Origin of the sequence: Allobosea sp. BH3, assembly GCF_025499465.1 — a bacterium.
Lineage (GTDB): Bacteria > Pseudomonadota > Alphaproteobacteria > Rhizobiales > Beijerinckiaceae > Allobosea.
Genome location: NZ_JAIMCA010000004.1, coordinates 139,499 through 154,982 on the forward strand (window position 1 = coordinate 139,499; position 15,484 = coordinate 154,982).

The following is a 15,484-nucleotide window of genomic DNA, read 5'->3' on the forward strand; positions in this document are numbered from 1 at the left end:
GCTTGGTGACGGGTGAAGCGCTGCAAAGGTCTGGTTTCAGGCGTAAAGCGAGAGTCCGCTCCCGACCCATAGGCGACATCGCCATAGCCCCACCCCAACGCAAAAAAGCCCCGCGTCGGGAGGACGCGGGGCTTGTGGCTGCCTGCCTTGGATAGCTTGGGGAGCGTGGCGGGCGGCCGGGGCTTTCGGCGGCTCGGGAGAGACCGCCGGCCGGGGCGGCGCGGAGACAAGGGGGAGCGTTCCGCGCCGTCCGGGATTTCGTGGGGGCCGTTCGGACGGGCGGGTCAGAACGGCAGGAGGATGTCCATCACCTGCTGGCCGTAGCGCGGCTGCTGGACATCGGTGATCTGGCCGCGGCCGCCATAGGCGATGCGGGCCTGGGCGATCTTCGAGGATTCGATCGTGTTGTCGGACTCGATGTCCTCCGGCCGGATCACGCCGGCCACGATCAGCTCGCGCACCTCGAAATTGACCCGGATCTCCTGCTTGCCCTCGATCACGAGGTTGCCGTTCGGCAGGGTCTGGGTGACGACGGCGGCGACGTTCGTGCTGAGCTGCTCGGCCCGGCGGATCGTGCCCGAGCCCTCGCTGGATCCTTCGGAGTCCAGCTTCAGGAGCTCGCCGGCGCTCGAGCCGTTGGGCAGGAACTTGTCGAGCTTGTTCTCGAAGCCCATCAGGCGCGACGCACCGAAATCCTCGCCGTTCTTGCGGCTGCGCTTGGTCGAGTTGTCGAGCTGGGCCCGGTCGGTGATCTTGACCTTGACCGTCACGAGATCGCCGACGAGCCGGGCGCGCTGGTCCTTGAAGAAGGCGCGCGAGCCGGTCCGCCACAGCGAGTTCGGCGCGTAGGACGCATGCTCCATCGCCGGCATCGGCATCTGCACCGGCTTGTAGCCCTTGGTCGCCGTCGGGTCCTCGATCGGCGAAAGGTTCGGCGGCTGGCCGACATTGGCAAGGCGGTCGGCCATGCCGCAGGCGCCGAGCGAGGCCGAGAGCAGCAGGAGGCTGGAGAGCTTGGCGAGGCGGGAAAGGGTCATGGCGTTTTCCATGGCTGTCACTTGGAAGCCGTCAATTGGCGCTGGCGATGCGGCCGGAGGCGGAGGGCTGGACGGAGATCCGCCCCTGCCCGCTCACCCTGCCCTGCAGCACGCGCTTGGACTGGGGGTTGGTGACGGAGATGACGTCTCCCATGGCGCCGGCCTCGTTGGCCCGGCCGCGCAGGGTGATGACCAGTCCCGGGGTTTCGTAGCTGATCGTGACGAGGTCGCCCTTGCCGACGATCTCCTCGCGCTGGACGTCGCCGCTGCGCAGCGGCGCCCCGGCGAGCAGCGCCCGGCGCGCCACCTTGTCGATGGCGCCGCGGACGTCGGAGAGGATTTCCGTGCCCTGCCCGTCGCGCGGGCGGCGCTCCAGCGAGACATCGTCCTTGGTCAGCGTCTCGCCGCGTGCGATCGCCCGCTTCGGCACCACGACCTCTACGGTCTCGACGAGCTGGCCCGAGATGCGCAGCGGCTTCAGCCGCATCGCCATGCTGCCCGGCACGGCGAGCCGCGCCTGCAGGCGCCGCGTGCGGGCGTCGAAGGACAGGTCGATCACACCGACATCGCCGGTGAGCTCGGGCTCGACCGCGATGGCCGGCGCGCCGCCGTCGATGGCCAGAGCAAAGAGCCGTGCATCGACGCCGAAGCGCTCCTGCAGGCCCGCCTTCACGGCAGCCTCCAGATCGGCGGCCGTGATGCGGCGCGCGGCGCGCGTCACCACGACCTGGGCGAAGCCATGGCTCTCCAGCTCGGACACCTCGCGCACGACGCCGGCGGCGCGCGCCGCCTCGACGATGCGCGCGACCTGGATCGTGCCCGTCTCGCCCAGGCCCGGGGCCCGGAAGGCAGCCGTGGTGGCAGCATCGCCAGCGAGGCCGGGAATGAGATCGCCGAAGGTGACGAGATCGCGCGAGAGGCTGACCTCGGATTTGAGCCGGAGCTTCTGCGGCAGAACGGGCGCCGGTGCGGCCGTCACAGCGGCGACCGAGACCGGCGCGGAAACCTTCGGCTGGGGCGCGGCGAATGCGGCGGCGCTCGAGAGAACGAAGGCTGCGAGAGACAGACGGATCATGATGCGCGCTCCCCTGCTAGCCGCGGAACATCTGGGTGGTCGCCGACATCATCTGGTCGGCGGCGGTGATGACCTTGGAGTTCATCTCGTAGGCGCGCTGCGCCGCGATCAGCGAGGTCAGCTCGGTCACGGCCTGGACGTTGCCTTCTTCGAGGTAGTTCTGCTGGAGCGTGCCGAAGCCCTCGCCGCCGCCGAAGCCGTCGATCGGCTGGCCCGATGCCGCCGTCTCGATGAAGAGGTTGTCGCCGATCGATTCGAGGCCGACCTTGTTGACGAAGCGCGCGAGCTGGATCTGGCCGAGCTGCTGCGGGGCCGTCTGCCCCGGCATCTGCGCCTCGACCATGCCTTGCGCGTTGACGCTGACGCTGGTGGCGTTGTTCGGCACGGTGATACCGGGCTGCACCTGATAGCCGTCGCGCGTGACGATCTGGCCCTGCGAATCGAGGTCGAAGGAGCCGTCACGGCTAAAAGCGGTCCGCCCGTCCGGCATCTGGATGCGGAAGAAGCCCTCGCCGCGAACGGCGAGATCATAGGGCTTCTCGGTCGGCGTGATGTTGCCCTGCGTCATGACCCGGCCGGTCGAAACCGTCTTGACGCCGGAGCCGACGAAGGTGCCCGCCGGCGCCTGGGTGTTCTGGTCGGAGGTGTTCGCGCCCGCCCGCCGGAAGTTCTCGTAGAGCAGGTCCTGGAAATGAACCTGCTGGCGCTTGTAGCCCGTGGTCCGCACGTTGGCGATGTTGTTGGAGATGACCTGGACGTTCATCTCCTGGGCCATCATGCCCGTTGCGGCTGTCTGCATGGCGCGCATGGCGCTTGCTCCTTATCAGGCTTGCTGGTCGGCCAGGCGCGAGATCGCCCGGCTGCGCAGTTCATCGGACCTGCTGATCATGTTCGCGACGCTCTGGTAGTTGCGCTGCACCTCCATCAGACGGGTCATCTCGACCACGGCCTTGACGTTCGAACGCTCGATCGCGCCGGGCTCCAGCCGCGCCAGCGGCCCTGCCGGCTGCGCGGGCACGGACGAGGAGAACAGGTTGGTACCGTCGTTCGCGAGGTCCCGCGGATTGGCGAAGGTCACCTGCCGCAGCCGGCCGCGCACGCCCTGGTCGCTGGTCACGGTGCCGTCGGGCGCGATCCGCATGTCGTATTCGGCCGCGCCGAAGGTGATCGGGCCCGCCTCGCCCATCACCGCGAGGCCGGTCTGGGTGACGAGCCGTCCCTGCCGGTCGACGGTCAGCGAGCCCGCGCGGGTGTAGCGTTCGCCGTTCGGCGTCTGCGCGACCAGGTAGTTGTCGTCCTTGAGCGCGACGTCGAGCGGGTTGCCGGTGCGCTCGATCACGCCCTGCGACAGGTCGAGCGGCGTGCCCTTGTCGATGACATAGGAGAGCGGCCGGTCGAGCGGCTTGAAGGCCTCTGCCTTGGCGCGCGGCATGATGTATTCGTTGAAGCGCGCGCTGCGCGCCTTGAATCCATTGGTGCCGACATTCGCCATGTTGTTGGCGATGACGTCCAGCTCGCGCGCCAGGGCCACCTGGCGCGACAGGCCGACGAGAAGCGCATTCTCCACGGCTCAACTCCCGATCTTGTCCCGCGACGACCTCGACGCTCCCCAGCGCAGTCGCCACGGCAAGACATCCGCAACCGGCATGCCAACCCGAGAAATTCAGCTAAATCTCTGAATTATAATTGATTTGGAGGTTACCCCCTCCCCATTCACACCCGGCACGAGCTGCTGAACCGGCAAGATTGACTCGGCAAATTCTGCCGCCCTTAACGACGCGTTAACCGTGATTGGGGAAGCTCTGCAGGAACGGGGGCAGAAGCCGCCGACGGCCCGGGGCGTAGGATCGAGATGGCTAAGAAGCCGAAGCCGAAGACGGACGACGAAGACGCCTCCGGCGCTGACGCGCCGAAGAGCAAGAAGAAGCTCTTCATCATCGTGGGCGCCGTCGCCTTGCTGGCTGCCGGCGGCGGTGGCGGCTGGTTCTTCCTGAACAAGCCCAGCGCCGAGCAGACCGCGGCGGCCGAGGCTGCTGCGAAGGCCAAGAAGCCTGCCTCCTTCATCGAGATGAAGGACATGACGATCGGCATGGCGGCATCGGGCCAGCAGGAACGCGCGCCACTGATGAAGATCAAGGTCGTGCTGGAAGTCTCCGATCCGAAGATCTCGGAGGATGTGAAGCCGCTGCTGCCGCGCGTCGAGGATGCCTTCCAGGTCTTCATGCGGGAGCTGCGCCCCTCGGACCTCGAAGGCTCGGCCGGCATGTATCGGCTGAAGGAGGAGCTGCTGCGGCGCGTCAACCTGACGGTCTATCCGGCCAAGGTGGATGCGGTGCTGTTCAAGGAACTGCTGGTGCAGTGAGTGGGCTGAATTCGGATCGAAAAGCGGAAGCCGGTTTTCGGTTCGATGCAAAAGCAATCTAGACCCCACGCAGAGATGACGACGGAACGATGAGCACCGATCGCGACAATTCCCTTCCCGGCGACGAGCCGCTGACGCCGGAGAACATGGCGGCCGGCTGGGTCGCCATGCCCGAAGTCGTCATCGAGGACGGCGAGCAGGAAGGCGGCACCGACCGTCTGATGTCGCAGGACGAAATCGACACGATGCTCGGTTTCACCAGCGGCGACGACAAGGATGACCGCAACGGCATCCAGGCGATCGTCGATTCGGGCTCGGTCGCCTATGAACGCCTGCCGATGCTCGAGATCATCTTCGAGCGTCTCGTGCGCCTGCTCTCGACCAGCCTGCGCAACTTCTTCACGGACAATGTCGAGGTTACGCTCGAGAGCATCCGCTCGGTGCGCTTCGGCGACTACATCAACTCGATCTCGCAGCCGGCGCTGCTCTCGGTCTTCAAGGCCGAGGAATGGGACAATTTCGGCCTCGTCACCATCGAGTCGGCGCTGATCTACTCGGTGCTGGACACGCTCTTCGGCGGCAAGCGCGGCCAGCCCGCCCCGCGCATCGACGGGCGCCCCTTCACCTCGATCGAGATCCGGCTGATCCGCCGCGTCATCGCGCTCGTGCTGAGCGATGCGGAAGCGGCCTTCAAGCCGCTCTCGCCGGTGAGCTTCACCATCGACCGCGTCGAATCGAACCCCCGCTTCGTCTCGATCTCGCGCCCGGCGAATGCCGCGATCCGCGTCGAACTGCGCTTCGACATGGAAGGTCGCGGCGGCGCGCTGCACATCCTGCTGCCCTACGCCACCATCGAGCCGATCCGCGAGCTCCTGCTCGAAAGCTTCATGGGCGAGAAGCTGGGTCGCGATCCGACCTGGGAGAGCCATCTCGCGACCGAGGTCTGGCAGGCGGATGTGGACGTCACCTGCGTGCTGCACGAGACGCAGATGCCGCTCAAGCGGATGATGCGGCTCGAGATCGGCGACACGCTGATGTTCGACGCGCGCCCCGACGCCTCCGTCTCGCTGCGCTGCGGCGATTTCATGGTCACCGACGGGCGGATCGGCCGCGTCGACGGCAAGATCGCCGTTCAGGTCACGAGCCCGCTGCGGCGCTCCAAGACCACGCTGGCGGCCTTCGACAGCCTCGCCAGTCAATTCGGCGCCACGAGCTGAGACGGGATGTCATCATGATCAATCTCATCGCCGAAGCGCTCGTGGCCAGCCTGCTCGTCGCCACCATCATCACCTGCTTCGTGCTCTCCCGCCGGATCGAGCGCCTGAAGGCCGACGAGGCCGGCATGCGCCAGACCGTCGGCGCGCTGATCACCGCCACCGACAGCGCCGAACGTGCCATCAGCAGCCTGAAGCTGACCCTCGGCGATTGCGACCGCACGCTCGACGAGCGCCTGCGCACGGCCGAGCGCTATGCCGCCGACCTCCACGCCCAGGTCGAAGCCGGACATGCGGTGATGGATCGCATCGCCCAGATCGTCGCCGCGGCCAATCGCATCGGCCGGCCCGTCGCGGAGCCGGCCGCGGTCGAGACCTCCTCCGTCTCGCGCCTCGACGATGCCGCCAGGTCCGCCGCGGCGATCCGCAATCGCGCCGCCCGCCGGCTGGAGGAAAACGCGGCGTGATCGAACGGCCTCGCCTCCTTCCGGCCGTCATCCTCGGCGCCATGGGTCTCCTGGCGCTGAAGCTGCTTGCCTGGACGGGGGCGGATACCATCGTCAGCGAACGTCCGGCGCCCGCCAGCGTCGCCGCAGCGAAGCCAGCCGCAGCCAAACCCGCCGCCGGCAAGCCCTCATCCGGCAAGCAGGGCGACGCGGAGCCGGACGCTTGGGGCCTGGCCAAGATCATCGGGCGCGCCCACACCCCCGGCCGCTTCTTCGATCCCGAGACGACCGGCTCCAACCCCGCTCCGGATCCCAAGAAGGACCAGGAGAAGAAGGAAGCCGAGGCGAAGGCCGAGGCCGCCCGTGCCGCCAACCCCAACAACAAGGCCGCCATCATCAATGGCACAGCCCGCGCGGTCTCGCCGGCCGAGAAGGCGATCCTCGAACGCCTCGGCGAGCGGCGCGAGGAACTCGACAGCCGCATGCGCGAGCTGGAGATCCGCGAGCGCCTGCTCGACACCGCCGAGAAGCGACTCGACGGCCGTGTCGGAGATCTCAAGGCGCTGGAGGAGAAGACCAGCGTGGGAGGCCCCAAGCCGGCCGTCGAGGAAGCCAAGGCGATCCGCAACCTCGTCATCATGTACGAGGCGATGAAGCCCAAGGACGCCGCCCGCGTCTTCGACCGGCTCGGCCTCGACGTGCTGGTTCCGGTCGTCCAGCAGATGAACCCGCGCAAGATGTCCGAAGTGCTCGCGGCCATGGCGCCCGAGCGCGCCGAGAAGTTGACCGTCGCGCTGGCCACATCGAGCCGCTCCGCCCAGCCTGAAAGGCTCAGCGCCGAGGCACCCCTGCCGATCAACGAACTGCCCGCCATCGCCCCTGCGCCGCTGCGCTGAGGGAGATGGTCGGCGCCTGCGCCGAAATCGCCTGTCGTTAAGACCGTATTATGGTTGACGCGGTAGCGTGCCCGAGGGCCGCTCCACCTCCGACGGATGCGGCGTGGCCCGCTGTCGCGTTGGGTCGAGTGTTCCGGTTTGCGTCTGTCGCGTTCCTTCGCTTTCGGTATCGGGCTGGCCGCGCTCGCGCTTGCCGCCGGTCTCGACGCGCCTGCGCTCGCCGCAGGAGCCACCGTCCGCGGCGAGGCCATGCCCGCCGGCTTCGGGCGCCTCTCGCTGGCTTTTGAAGGGCCGGTCCAGACCCGCATCCTGACGTCCAATGGCGTCCTGATCGTCTCCTTCGGCACACCGGTCCAGGTCGACGTCGCCAAGATCGCCCGCGAACTGCCGAACTATGTTTCCGTCGCCCGCGTCGATCCCGACGGGCGCGGCATGCGCTTCGCGCTGACCCAGCCCTACAAGGCGAACCTGATCGAGGCCGGCGACAGGGCCTTCATCGACCTGCTGCCGCAAAGCTGGACCGGCGTCATGCCCGGGCCACCCGCGGATGCGCTCGCCGCCCTGACCGAGCGGCTGCGCCAGGCCGAGGCGAAGGCGCGACAGGCCGCCCGCGATCCCCTGCCCGCGATGCTCGGCCTGCGCGCAGCGAGCCTGCCGACGCTGGAGCGCCTGATCTTTCAGGCACCGCCCGGCACCAAGCTGACCACCGCCCTGTCCGACGGCGCGCTGAAGCTCGGCTTCGACCGTGCGATGAATGTCGAGGCGCCCGCGATCCGCAGCGCTCTGCCCGAGCAGGTGAAGCTCGCCGCGCTGGATTCCGGCACGGACAAGGTCGGGCTTACGCTCACCATCCCCAAGGACTGGCAGGTTCGCAGTTTCAACGACGAGACCGGCCTCGTCGTCGACCTGCTGCGCCCCGCGACCGCGAACGCATTGTCGCTCGCCGATCTCGAAAAGCTGCAACCCGAGGCCGCACCCGCCGCCGCTGCCAAGCCTGCGGAGGCCAAGCCGGGACAGCCCCAGCCGGCGGCTCAGCCCGCCGCGGCGCCTCCACAGGTCGCAGCGGCAGCCCCGGCCGCTCCCGAACCGCCTCCCGGGCCCGTCGGGATCTCGGCGGGCGAGAAGCGCCTCGATTTCCGCTTTCCCCGCCGGACGGGTGCCGCCGCCTTCCTCGACGCCGGCACGATGACGCTGGTCTTCGATACGCGCGACACCATCGACCCCGCCCATCTCAGCGGGCTGCTGCCGAAGCTGATCGCCGAGAGTTCGGTGACGCGCGAAGGCCGGGCGACGCTGGTGCGCCTGCGCCTCACCGGGCAGCCCCTCGCCCGCTTCTTCGACGACGGCACAGGCTGGTCGCTCGACCTCGGCGAGAATGCCGGCAAGGCCTCCGTACCGATCGAACCGGCGCGCGGCACCGACGATCGCGAACAGACCATGCTCGCCGTGCCGATGCCGGGCCTCACCGGCGTGCACTGGCTGGAGAGTGGCCCCGCCGGCCTGCCCGCAGCCGTCGCGACGGCGACCGGCCCGGTGCGGTTGACGCCGAAGCCCTATCAATTCGTCGAGTTCGGTCTGCTGCAGACGGCTCAGGGGCTCGTCGTCCAGCCGCGCTCGGACGATATCATCGTGCGGGAAGGCACGGGCCAGGTCCGCATCGGCCGGGCCGGCGGCCTCACCGTCTCGCTCGACATCCCCGGCCCCGCGCGGCTGGCCGAGACGGAGACCGCCAAACAGGACGAGCCGCCGCTGCTCGACCCCGAGCTCTGGACGAAGCTGCGCCGCGGCAACCTGCGTGAAACCGCACGCGACCTGATGCTCGACGTCACCGACGTCTCGCGCGGCCGCAAATCGCAGGCACGGTTGGCTCTCGCCCGCTTCTACGCCGCCAACGGCCTGATGCCGGAGGCCAGCGGCCCGCTGGACACGATGCTGGCGGACGATCCCACGACGCGCGACAAGAGGGAGCCGCACTTCCTCAAGGGCGTCATCGCGGCGGGCATGCATCGCAACCCGCAGGCGCTCGCGGCCTTCGACGCAGCCCCGATCAAGGACGATGCCGAGGCGGGGCTCTGGCGCGCCCTGATCGAGCAGCGGCTCGGCCGTAGCGCGCAGGCGCTGGTCGGCTTCCGCCGGGGCGAACCGGCGCTCGACCGCTACCCCGCCGACCTCCAGGGCGAATTCCGCGAGGCGATGGCGCGTGCGGCCCTCGCCACGCAGGAAATCGGCGTCGCCGACCAGCAGGTGCAGCTGATTAGCGACCTTCCGCGAGGCAGCTTCGACGGCGAACGCCTCGCCCTGCTGCAGGCGCGGCTCAACGAAGTCAGCGGCCGGCCGGAAGCCGCGATGAACGGCTACAAGGCGCTGTTCGAAGCCAAGAGCCGGCCCGTGGCGGCGGAAGCCCAGCTTCTCGCCGTCAAGCTCGCCAATATCAGGCAGAACGGCGACATCTCGCCCGACGAGGCCATCGCCCGGCTGGAAACCGTCTCGGTGATCTGGCGCGGCGGCCGGCTGGAAATGGAGAGCCTGGCCGAACTCGGCCGGCTCTATGCCGACCAGCAGCGCTGGCGCGACGCCTTCACCGTCGCCCGCCGGGCCAACGAGACCTTCCCCGACGACCCGCTGACGCGGCGCATGCATGACGAGACCGCCCAGCGCTTCGCCGAGCTGTTCGGCGGCCAGCATCTCGCCGCCCTGCCGCGCATCGAGGCGCTGGCGCTGTTCTACGACTTCAAGGAGTTCCTGCCGATCGGCCGGCGCGGCGACGAGATCACGCGCCTCCTCGCCGACAGGCTGGTGGAGCTCGACCTGCTGGATCAGGCGGCCGAGATCCTGCGCTACCAGATGGAGCGCCGCCTGACCGGCGCCGCACGCTCCACCGTCGCGGCACGTCTCGCCATGGTCGAGCTGATGAACGGCAAGCCGGCCGAAGCGCTGCGCGCGCTGGCCGCGACCCGGCTCGTCGAGCTGCCGGCCGACGTCAAGCGCGCTCGCCTCCTGCTCGAGGCCAAGGCGCTCTCGGATCTGTCCCGCACCGACCAGGCGCTGGAGATGCTCGAAGGCGAGAATGGCAGCGAGGTCGACCGCCTGCGCGCCGACGTCAACTGGACCGGCCGCCGCTGGCGCGAGGCCGGCGAGGCCTATGAGCGCCTCCTCGGCGAGAGCTGGCGCAGCGACTCAGGCCTGACCGATGCCGAGCGGGCCGACACCATGCGCGCCGCCGTCGCCTATGTGATGGCGGGCGAGACGCTCTCGCTCGACCGGCTGCGCAGCAAGTTCGCGCCGAAGATGGCGAGCAGCATCGACGCGCGCACCTTCGCCTTCATCACCACCGCCAACCGTGCACGGGCGGGCGACATCCGCGAGATCGCCCGCGTCACCGCCGGGTCCAACACGGTCTCGGAATTCCTGAAGGCCTATCGCGAGCGCTATCCCGCGCTCTCGTCGGCAATGCGCAATCCGCAGCCGCAAGGCGAGGCCCTGCCCTCCCCGGCCGATGGCGCCAAGGCCGAGCCGGCGACGCCGCAGCGGAGTTGAGCAGGCGCTAGAGCCGGATCCGATCAGGTTGAACCAACCTGATCGGTGAATCCGTCTCTACCCTATAGATAGAGAACGCGTGATCCGATCGGATTGCTACGCAATCTGATCGGCGCGTGCTCTAGCCCGGCCCGGAATTCGTGTCCTCGCCCCGCGCCCTGGCGCGCAGAACGAACTGCAGGTTGCGGATATAGACGAAGACGCCGAAGCCTTGGCCCAGGATGAAGACCGGGTCGCGCCGGTAGAGCGCATACATCAGCAGCAGCGCGCCGCCGCCGATCGAAAACCACCAGAAGGTCATCGGGACGACGGAGCGCCCGGCCTTCTCGCTCGCCAGCCACTGCACGACGAAGCGCATGGTGAAGAGCCCCTGCGCCACGACGCCGAGCAGCACCCACCAGTCGATGTTGTTGACGAAGACATCGTGGAAGTAGTTGCCGATGGTTTGCTGAAGATCGATCAGCATCACAGCGTCTCCGAGACGATCCGGGGTACGCGCCGCCGCCGCCGGATCAGCCACCATACTCCGGCGAGATCGAGGATGCCCACCCAGAGCCGGTCGAAGAAGCCATAATTCGAGACGCCGGACAGCCGCGGCCGGTCGCGCACGTCGACATGCAGCACCTGATAGCCCTCGCGCGCCATCAGCGCCGGCATGAAACGGTGCAGCGCGTCGAAATAGGGCAAGGCGAGATAGGCCTCGCGCCGGAAGCATTTCAGCCCGCAGCCGGTGTCGCGGGTCTCGTCCCTGAGCACGCGCACGCGCACGTTGTTGGCGACCTTGGACTGCCAGCGCTTGAAGCCGGTATCCTTGCGCCCGACGCGCTGGCCCTGCACCAGCCCGGCATGGAGCCCGCCCTTCTGGAGCGTCTCGACCATCTCCGGCAGGAAGGCCGGGTCGTTCTGGCCGTCGCCATCGAGCGTCGCGACAATAATTGCCCGAGCATGGCGCACGCCGCTGCGCACCGCTGCGCTCTGCCCGCAGGACTCGGCATGGGTGAGGACGCGCAGCCAGGGCCGCGTGGTCGCGAGGTCCGCCAACGCTGCGGCGGTGCCATCGGTCGAGCCGTCATTGACGTAGACGATCTCGAAGGCGCCGATGCCGGCACAGGCCTTCTCGATGTCGGCGACGAGCGGCGCGATGTTGCCGACTTCGTTGCGCACAGGCACGACGACGCTCAGCAGCGGGTGGGAGGAGGTTTCGGTCAAATCGGGTTCATCCGGAAAACGATTGGCATTGCTCTAGAGCAAGATGCGCCGGCGAGGGAACCAATTTTGCGTTCTGAGATGCGGAGCAAACATGGCAGCCCTCATCCTGAGGGGCAGCGCCAGCGGCCTCTTGAAGGATGCTCCGGGAGGCTTCGGAACCAACTGGAGCATCCTTCGAGACGCAAGCTTCACTTGCTCCTCAGGATGAGGGCTGGCGCATGTCGGGCGGCCCGCGTCAACCCGGCGCATTGGTGAAGACGCCGATCTCCAGCCTGCGGCCGCCATTGAGGTTGAAGCCGCGGATCGTCGTCAGCAGGCGCGGCTTCTGCGCGCCCTTCGCCAGCGCCGCCTCGAAATCCGCCGCGAAGCGCTTCTCGACGAAGGCGACGCGGCAGCCCGGCTGGTTCAGGAAGGCAGCCGCCTGCTCGCCGCTCGGCGCCATGGCGAGGTTGGTGCCAGTCAGGAAGACGAGGCTCGGCTCGCGATAGCCCAGCGTCATCACCGCCGGCTCGGCGCAGGCCGACCTAGCCGCCTCGGCCAGCCGCGGCGAGAGCTTCAGCGAGCGCAGGCTCTCGATGGCCAAGGGATAGACCGCCGCCGTCAGCAGGATGCTCGCCAGCACGCAGCGCCAGAGCGCGCCCTCGAAATCCTCCCGCCGGAAGGCCGCGATGACGCTGACGGCCGCGAGCAGCATCAGCGCGAAGAGCGGCAGCGCGAGCCAGGGCAGCGTCTGGTCCAGCGTCCAGTTGCCGTAGAGAATGACGCCCATCAGCGCCAGCGGCACGATCAGGACGAGGCAGGCGGTCGCAACCGCGCCCCAACGATGCCGGTCGATGCCGCGATTGATCACCGCCAGCAGCAGCAGCGCCGTGACCGCCGGATAGAGTGGCAGCACATAATGCGGCAACTTGGTCGGAACCGCCTCGAACACCAGCCAGGACGGCACGATCCAGGCGATCAGGAACAGGATCTGCGGCTCCTTGCGCCGCGCCCAGGCGAAGGGGATCGCCATCGCCGCGAAGGCCGCCGCCGGCCAATAGGTGCCGAAGAAGACGACGAGATAGAGCCCGGGCGGCCCCCAATGCTTCTCCTGACCCTCCGCGACCTTGCCGAGCATGTCCTGGCCGACGCTGTCCGCGAAGAAGCTGCCGCCCGTCTTGAGCATGATCGCGACGAACCAGGGCAGCGCGACCAAAAGGCAGAGCAGCAACCCCGATCCGAAGCGCAGCGGCTTCAGCCAGCGGAACGAGCGCTGGCTCGCGCTCAGCACCAGGATGGCGAGGCCCCAGACCATGGGCACGATCGGCCCCTTGATCAGCAGGCCGAGCGCCGTCGCGCCCCAGAACACCAGCCAGTTGTGGCGATGGGGCACGAAGGCGAGCGAGCGCGTCCAGTCGAGCCAGGCCCGCGCCAGCGCGCCCATGGTGGCGACGGCACAAGCCGCGAGCACGGCATCCGTCTTGGCGATGCGCGCCTCGACGCCGAGCAGCACGGCCGCCGCCATCAGCGCCCCGCCGAGCAGCGCATAGCGCCGCGCCAGGAAGGCGAGCAGCGCCCAGTAGGTCAGCAGCACGGTCGCGATGGCGCCGATCAGCGAGGGAATGCGATAGAGCCAGATCTGCGTGCGGGCCTGCGGCACGCCCAGCGCCTCGCCCGCCTTCACCGCGGCGCTCTGCAGCCAGTAGATGCCGACCGGCTTCTTGTGCCGGGCCTCGTCCTGGAAGCGGATATCGACGAAATCGCCGGTCTCCAGCATCTGCTTGCTCGCCTGGGCGAAGCGCGGCTCGTCGCGGTCGAGCGGCTGCAGCGTGCTGAACCCGGGCAGGAAGCAGGCGAGCGAGATCAGCAGCAGGACGGCGCAGGCCCGCGCATGGCTGGCGGTGGCCCAGTCTCGAAACCGCTCGATCGCAGGGCTCAACGAAAACATCATCCATCCTCGCGGCCGCGAAGCCGCGCCTGTCTCGAACCGCATCACGCTGGACACCGCCCCGATGCCGCCCCTTTCGGGCACGATCAAGGCGAGGTTGCCGGCGGTTTACGCTGCGCTGCAAGGCGCGGCAAGGCAGCACTCGCTCCCGGCGCCTTTCGATAGGATTGGGCTGAGAAAATCACGCTCACCGCCCGAAGACGAGCGGCCGAGTCGGCGACCTCTGCCTTTACCTGGATGTTAGCAAAGAGGCCCTTGCAATTCGATTCAACTAATAGTTGCATCGCCATGCCATTGCGTTATCAAAAAGTGCATTTATGATTTTTGCGCTGTCGACGACGACCACCTCCCTACAATCCGAAACAAGATGGAGGAAAAAATGAAGCTGTTAACGCTTACAACGACCGCGTTCTTGGCCATTCTAGCAACAATAAATGAAAGTTTATCTCAGAATTCATTCATGTCTAGATCAGAAATTACGCTAAGAGACCTCTCCAACGGACCAATAGGATTGCCGCCCCAAATCCCAAAAAAAATTGCAGATTCAATTAAATCGGCGCCGAATATAAAGGATATACTTCCAATAACAGGATCAGAATCATTTAATCAGCAAATAATTAAAGCAGAAGATATTGTTTTCGATAAAGATTCAAAATTAATAATCAAGAACCTGTCGAATGAATGGATTGCGATCGCTGCTCGACGCATTAAATTTCGTGACCCGCTGACCTACTCATTTATCGAGCGCGATATGTCAATGAACAGCGCGCCAGATGGCCGCGCTGGTGCGACGGGACCTAGAGGGGCCGATCGCCCTGGGGAAACCAATCGTCGAGGCAATAACGGGGATCCTGGAGGCCCTGGCGGAACGGGTGAGCCTGGCGCTACGCGGCAACTGCCTACCATTTATATCATCGCGGAACAGTTGCTCGATGAGAACAGTAAACCGATTCCACCCGGCATCCTCAATCTCGCGCTGATTGTGCGAGGATTTGATGGAGGCATGGGCGGCGCGGGCGGCCGAGGAGGTGATGGCGGCAATGCCGGGAACGGCAAAGAAGGGGCGGACAGCCTGTTCGATTGCAAAGAAGGGCCTGGCCCCGGTGGCGACGGCGGTGCTGCGGGGATGGGCGGAATGGGAGGAGCCGCAGGTAACGGTGGCGCAGGGGCGACGCTAGTTTTCGTTTCCCTGAAACAAGGCGCCGAGACGTTCAGCTATTCCCGCGTTAATAACCAAGGCGGCCGCGCTGGACTGCCGGGGCGAGGAGGACCGCCTGGCTTGCCAGGTCGCCAAGGCGACGGGGCACCGCGCAACGGTTGGTGCGGGCCGTCCGGACCAGGATCGCCGGGTTCGTATCCCAACCCGGCCAACCTAGGAAATGGTTCCATTGGCCAGGACGGACCAAAAGGCGAAATGTTCATAGTGTCAGTTACGAGCTTGGATGACTTCTTAAAGAAGTGATCTCTGGGGCGCTGCCCGCTTCATAGGGCGGCGCCCAACGTCTCGATTAGCCCACCGTGCGTTCTAATGACGCTAAGAAGTCGTGCTGAGGTTGGCATATGCGCTGCGTGGCGGACCAACCGTCCTAGAACACCGTGTTACGCCAACGGATGGCGGCCAAAAAAGTCAGAATGACCTACAGCATTCGTGTCGAAACGCCTCAGAGAACGAAGAGGAATTCGCAATACAATCAATGGCGAGCCCGGCAGGATTCGAACCTGCGACCTGCGGATTAGAAGTCCGCTGCTCTATCCAACTGAGCTACGGGCCCGAGAGCTTG

Annotated in this window: 13 protein-coding genes and 1 tRNA gene; 6 read left to right on the plus strand and 8 right to left on the minus strand. The window is 67.0% G+C overall.

The features are described 5' to 3' along the window. Positions 1–284: 284 nt before the first annotated feature. Genes flgH through flgF form a run of 4 tightly spaced genes read right to left on the minus strand, consistent with a single transcriptional unit; the run spans position 285 to position 3,679 of the window. On the minus strand, positions 285–1,037 hold the full coding sequence (gene flgH / locus BoBH3_RS13495) for a flagellar basal body L-ring protein FlgH (protein ID WP_262331339.1): 753 nt from the start codon (positions 1,035–1,037) through the stop codon (positions 285–287). Between the two features lie 31 nt (positions 1,038–1,068). After that, positions 1,069–2,112, minus strand: coding sequence for a flagellar basal body P-ring formation chaperone FlgA (gene flgA / locus BoBH3_RS13500; protein WP_262331340.1), 1,044 nt, complete (start codon positions 2,110–2,112; stop codon positions 1,069–1,071). A 16-nt stretch (positions 2,113–2,128) separates the two neighbouring features. Then, positions 2,129–2,920 carry a flagellar basal-body rod protein FlgG gene (gene flgG, locus BoBH3_RS13505; RefSeq protein ID WP_262331341.1) on the minus strand — a complete coding sequence of 264 codons (792 nt, stop codon included), beginning with the start codon at positions 2,918–2,920 and terminating at the stop codon, positions 2,129–2,131. Between the two features lie 15 nt (positions 2,921–2,935). After that, a complete protein-coding gene (gene flgF, locus BoBH3_RS13510; protein WP_262331342.1) occupies positions 2,936–3,679 on the minus strand; it encodes a flagellar basal-body rod protein FlgF in 744 nt (247 codons plus the stop codon). Positions 3,680–3,964: 285 nt separating this feature from the next. Here flgF and fliL point away from each other — a divergent pair, with 285 nt between their 5' ends. From fliL to BoBH3_RS13535, 5 genes are all read left to right on the plus strand, one after another. After that, complete coding sequence (gene fliL / locus BoBH3_RS13515) at positions 3,965–4,474, plus strand: flagellar basal body-associated protein FliL (RefSeq protein WP_262331343.1); 510 nt, start codon at positions 3,965–3,967, stop codon at positions 4,472–4,474. Positions 4,475–4,563: 89 nt separating this feature from the next. Next, on the plus strand, positions 4,564–5,691 hold the full coding sequence (gene fliM, locus BoBH3_RS13520) for a flagellar motor switch protein FliM (RefSeq protein ID WP_316045103.1): 1,128 nt from the start codon (positions 4,564–4,566) through the stop codon (positions 5,689–5,691). Between the two features lie 14 nt (positions 5,692–5,705). Further along, entirely contained in the window at positions 5,706–6,155 is a 450-nt protein-coding gene (locus BoBH3_RS13525) for a DUF6468 domain-containing protein (protein ID WP_262331344.1), read from the plus strand. Further along, positions 6,152–7,030, plus strand: coding sequence for a MotE family protein (locus BoBH3_RS13530; protein ID WP_262331345.1), 879 nt, complete (start codon positions 6,152–6,154; stop codon positions 7,028–7,030). The genes BoBH3_RS13525 and BoBH3_RS13530 overlap by 4 nt, the downstream gene beginning before the upstream one ends. A gap of 138 nt (positions 7,031–7,168) precedes the next feature. Further along, the gene (locus tag BoBH3_RS13535; RefSeq protein WP_262331346.1) at positions 7,169–10,567 is read left to right on the plus strand and encodes a hypothetical protein; all 3,399 of its coding nucleotides are present in this window, start codon (positions 7,169–7,171) and stop codon (positions 10,565–10,567) included. Positions 10,568–10,688: 121 nt separating this feature from the next. Here BoBH3_RS13535 and BoBH3_RS13540 read toward each other — a convergent pair whose 3' ends face one another. The 3 genes from BoBH3_RS13540 to BoBH3_RS13550 all read right to left on the minus strand — a co-directional run bounded on the left by BoBH3_RS13540 (position 10,689) and on the right by BoBH3_RS13550 (position 13,703). Continuing rightward, the gene (locus BoBH3_RS13540; RefSeq protein ID WP_257732267.1) at positions 10,689–11,033 is read right to left on the minus strand and encodes a lipid-A-disaccharide synthase N-terminal domain-containing protein; all 345 of its coding nucleotides are present in this window, start codon (positions 11,031–11,033) and stop codon (positions 10,689–10,691) included. Further along, a complete protein-coding gene (locus tag BoBH3_RS13545; protein ID WP_262331347.1) occupies positions 11,033–11,776 on the minus strand; it encodes a glycosyltransferase family 2 protein in 744 nt (247 codons plus the stop codon). Before BoBH3_RS13545 ends, BoBH3_RS13540 begins: the two co-directional genes overlap by 1 nt. Positions 11,777–12,011: 235 nt before the next feature. Then, entirely contained in the window at positions 12,012–13,703 is a 1,692-nt protein-coding gene (locus tag BoBH3_RS13550; RefSeq protein ID WP_410050613.1) for an ArnT family glycosyltransferase, read from the minus strand. Positions 13,704–14,082: 379 nt separating this feature from the next. Here BoBH3_RS13550 and BoBH3_RS13555 point away from each other — a divergent pair, with 379 nt between their 5' ends. Beyond that, positions 14,083–15,165: a hypothetical protein gene (locus BoBH3_RS13555; RefSeq protein ID WP_262331349.1), complete on the plus strand. Its 1,083-nt coding sequence runs from the start codon at positions 14,083–14,085 to the stop codon at positions 15,163–15,165. A 233-nt stretch (positions 15,166–15,398) separates the two neighbouring features. Here the strand turns inward: BoBH3_RS13555 and BoBH3_RS13560 are convergent. Further along, positions 15,399–15,475 (minus strand) — tRNA-Arg (locus tag BoBH3_RS13560). Between the last annotated feature and the right edge of the window lie 9 nt (positions 15,476–15,484).

Excerpts from the sequence above, each read along its gene's own strand:
- flgH (WP_262331339.1), bottom strand. The coding sequence starts at position 1,037 with ATGACCCTTTCCCGCCTCGCCAAGCTCTCCAGCCTCCTGCTGCTCTCG.
- flgA (WP_262331340.1), bottom strand. The coding sequence starts at position 2,112 with ATGATCCGTCTGTCTCTCGCAGCCTTCGTTCTCTCGAGCGCCGCCGCA.
- flgG (WP_262331341.1), bottom strand. The coding sequence starts at position 2,920 with ATGCGCGCCATGCAGACAGCCGCAACGGGCATGATGGCCCAGGAGATG.
- fliL (WP_262331343.1), top strand. The coding sequence starts at position 3,965 with ATGGCTAAGAAGCCGAAGCCGAAGACGGACGACGAAGACGCCTCCGGC.
- fliM (WP_316045103.1), top strand. The coding sequence starts at position 4,564 with ATGAGCACCGATCGCGACAATTCCCTTCCCGGCGACGAGCCGCTGACG.
- BoBH3_RS13525 (WP_262331344.1), top strand. The coding sequence starts at position 5,706 with ATGATCAATCTCATCGCCGAAGCGCTCGTGGCCAGCCTGCTCGTCGCC.
- BoBH3_RS13540 (WP_257732267.1), bottom strand. The coding sequence starts at position 11,033 with ATGCTGATCGATCTTCAGCAAACCATCGGCAACTACTTCCACGATGTC.
- BoBH3_RS13550 (WP_410050613.1), bottom strand. The coding sequence starts at position 13,703 with ATGTTTTCGTTGAGCCCTGCGATCGAGCGGTTTCGAGACTGGGCCACC.
- BoBH3_RS13555 (WP_262331349.1), top strand. The coding sequence starts at position 14,083 with ATGAAGCTGTTAACGCTTACAACGACCGCGTTCTTGGCCATTCTAGCA.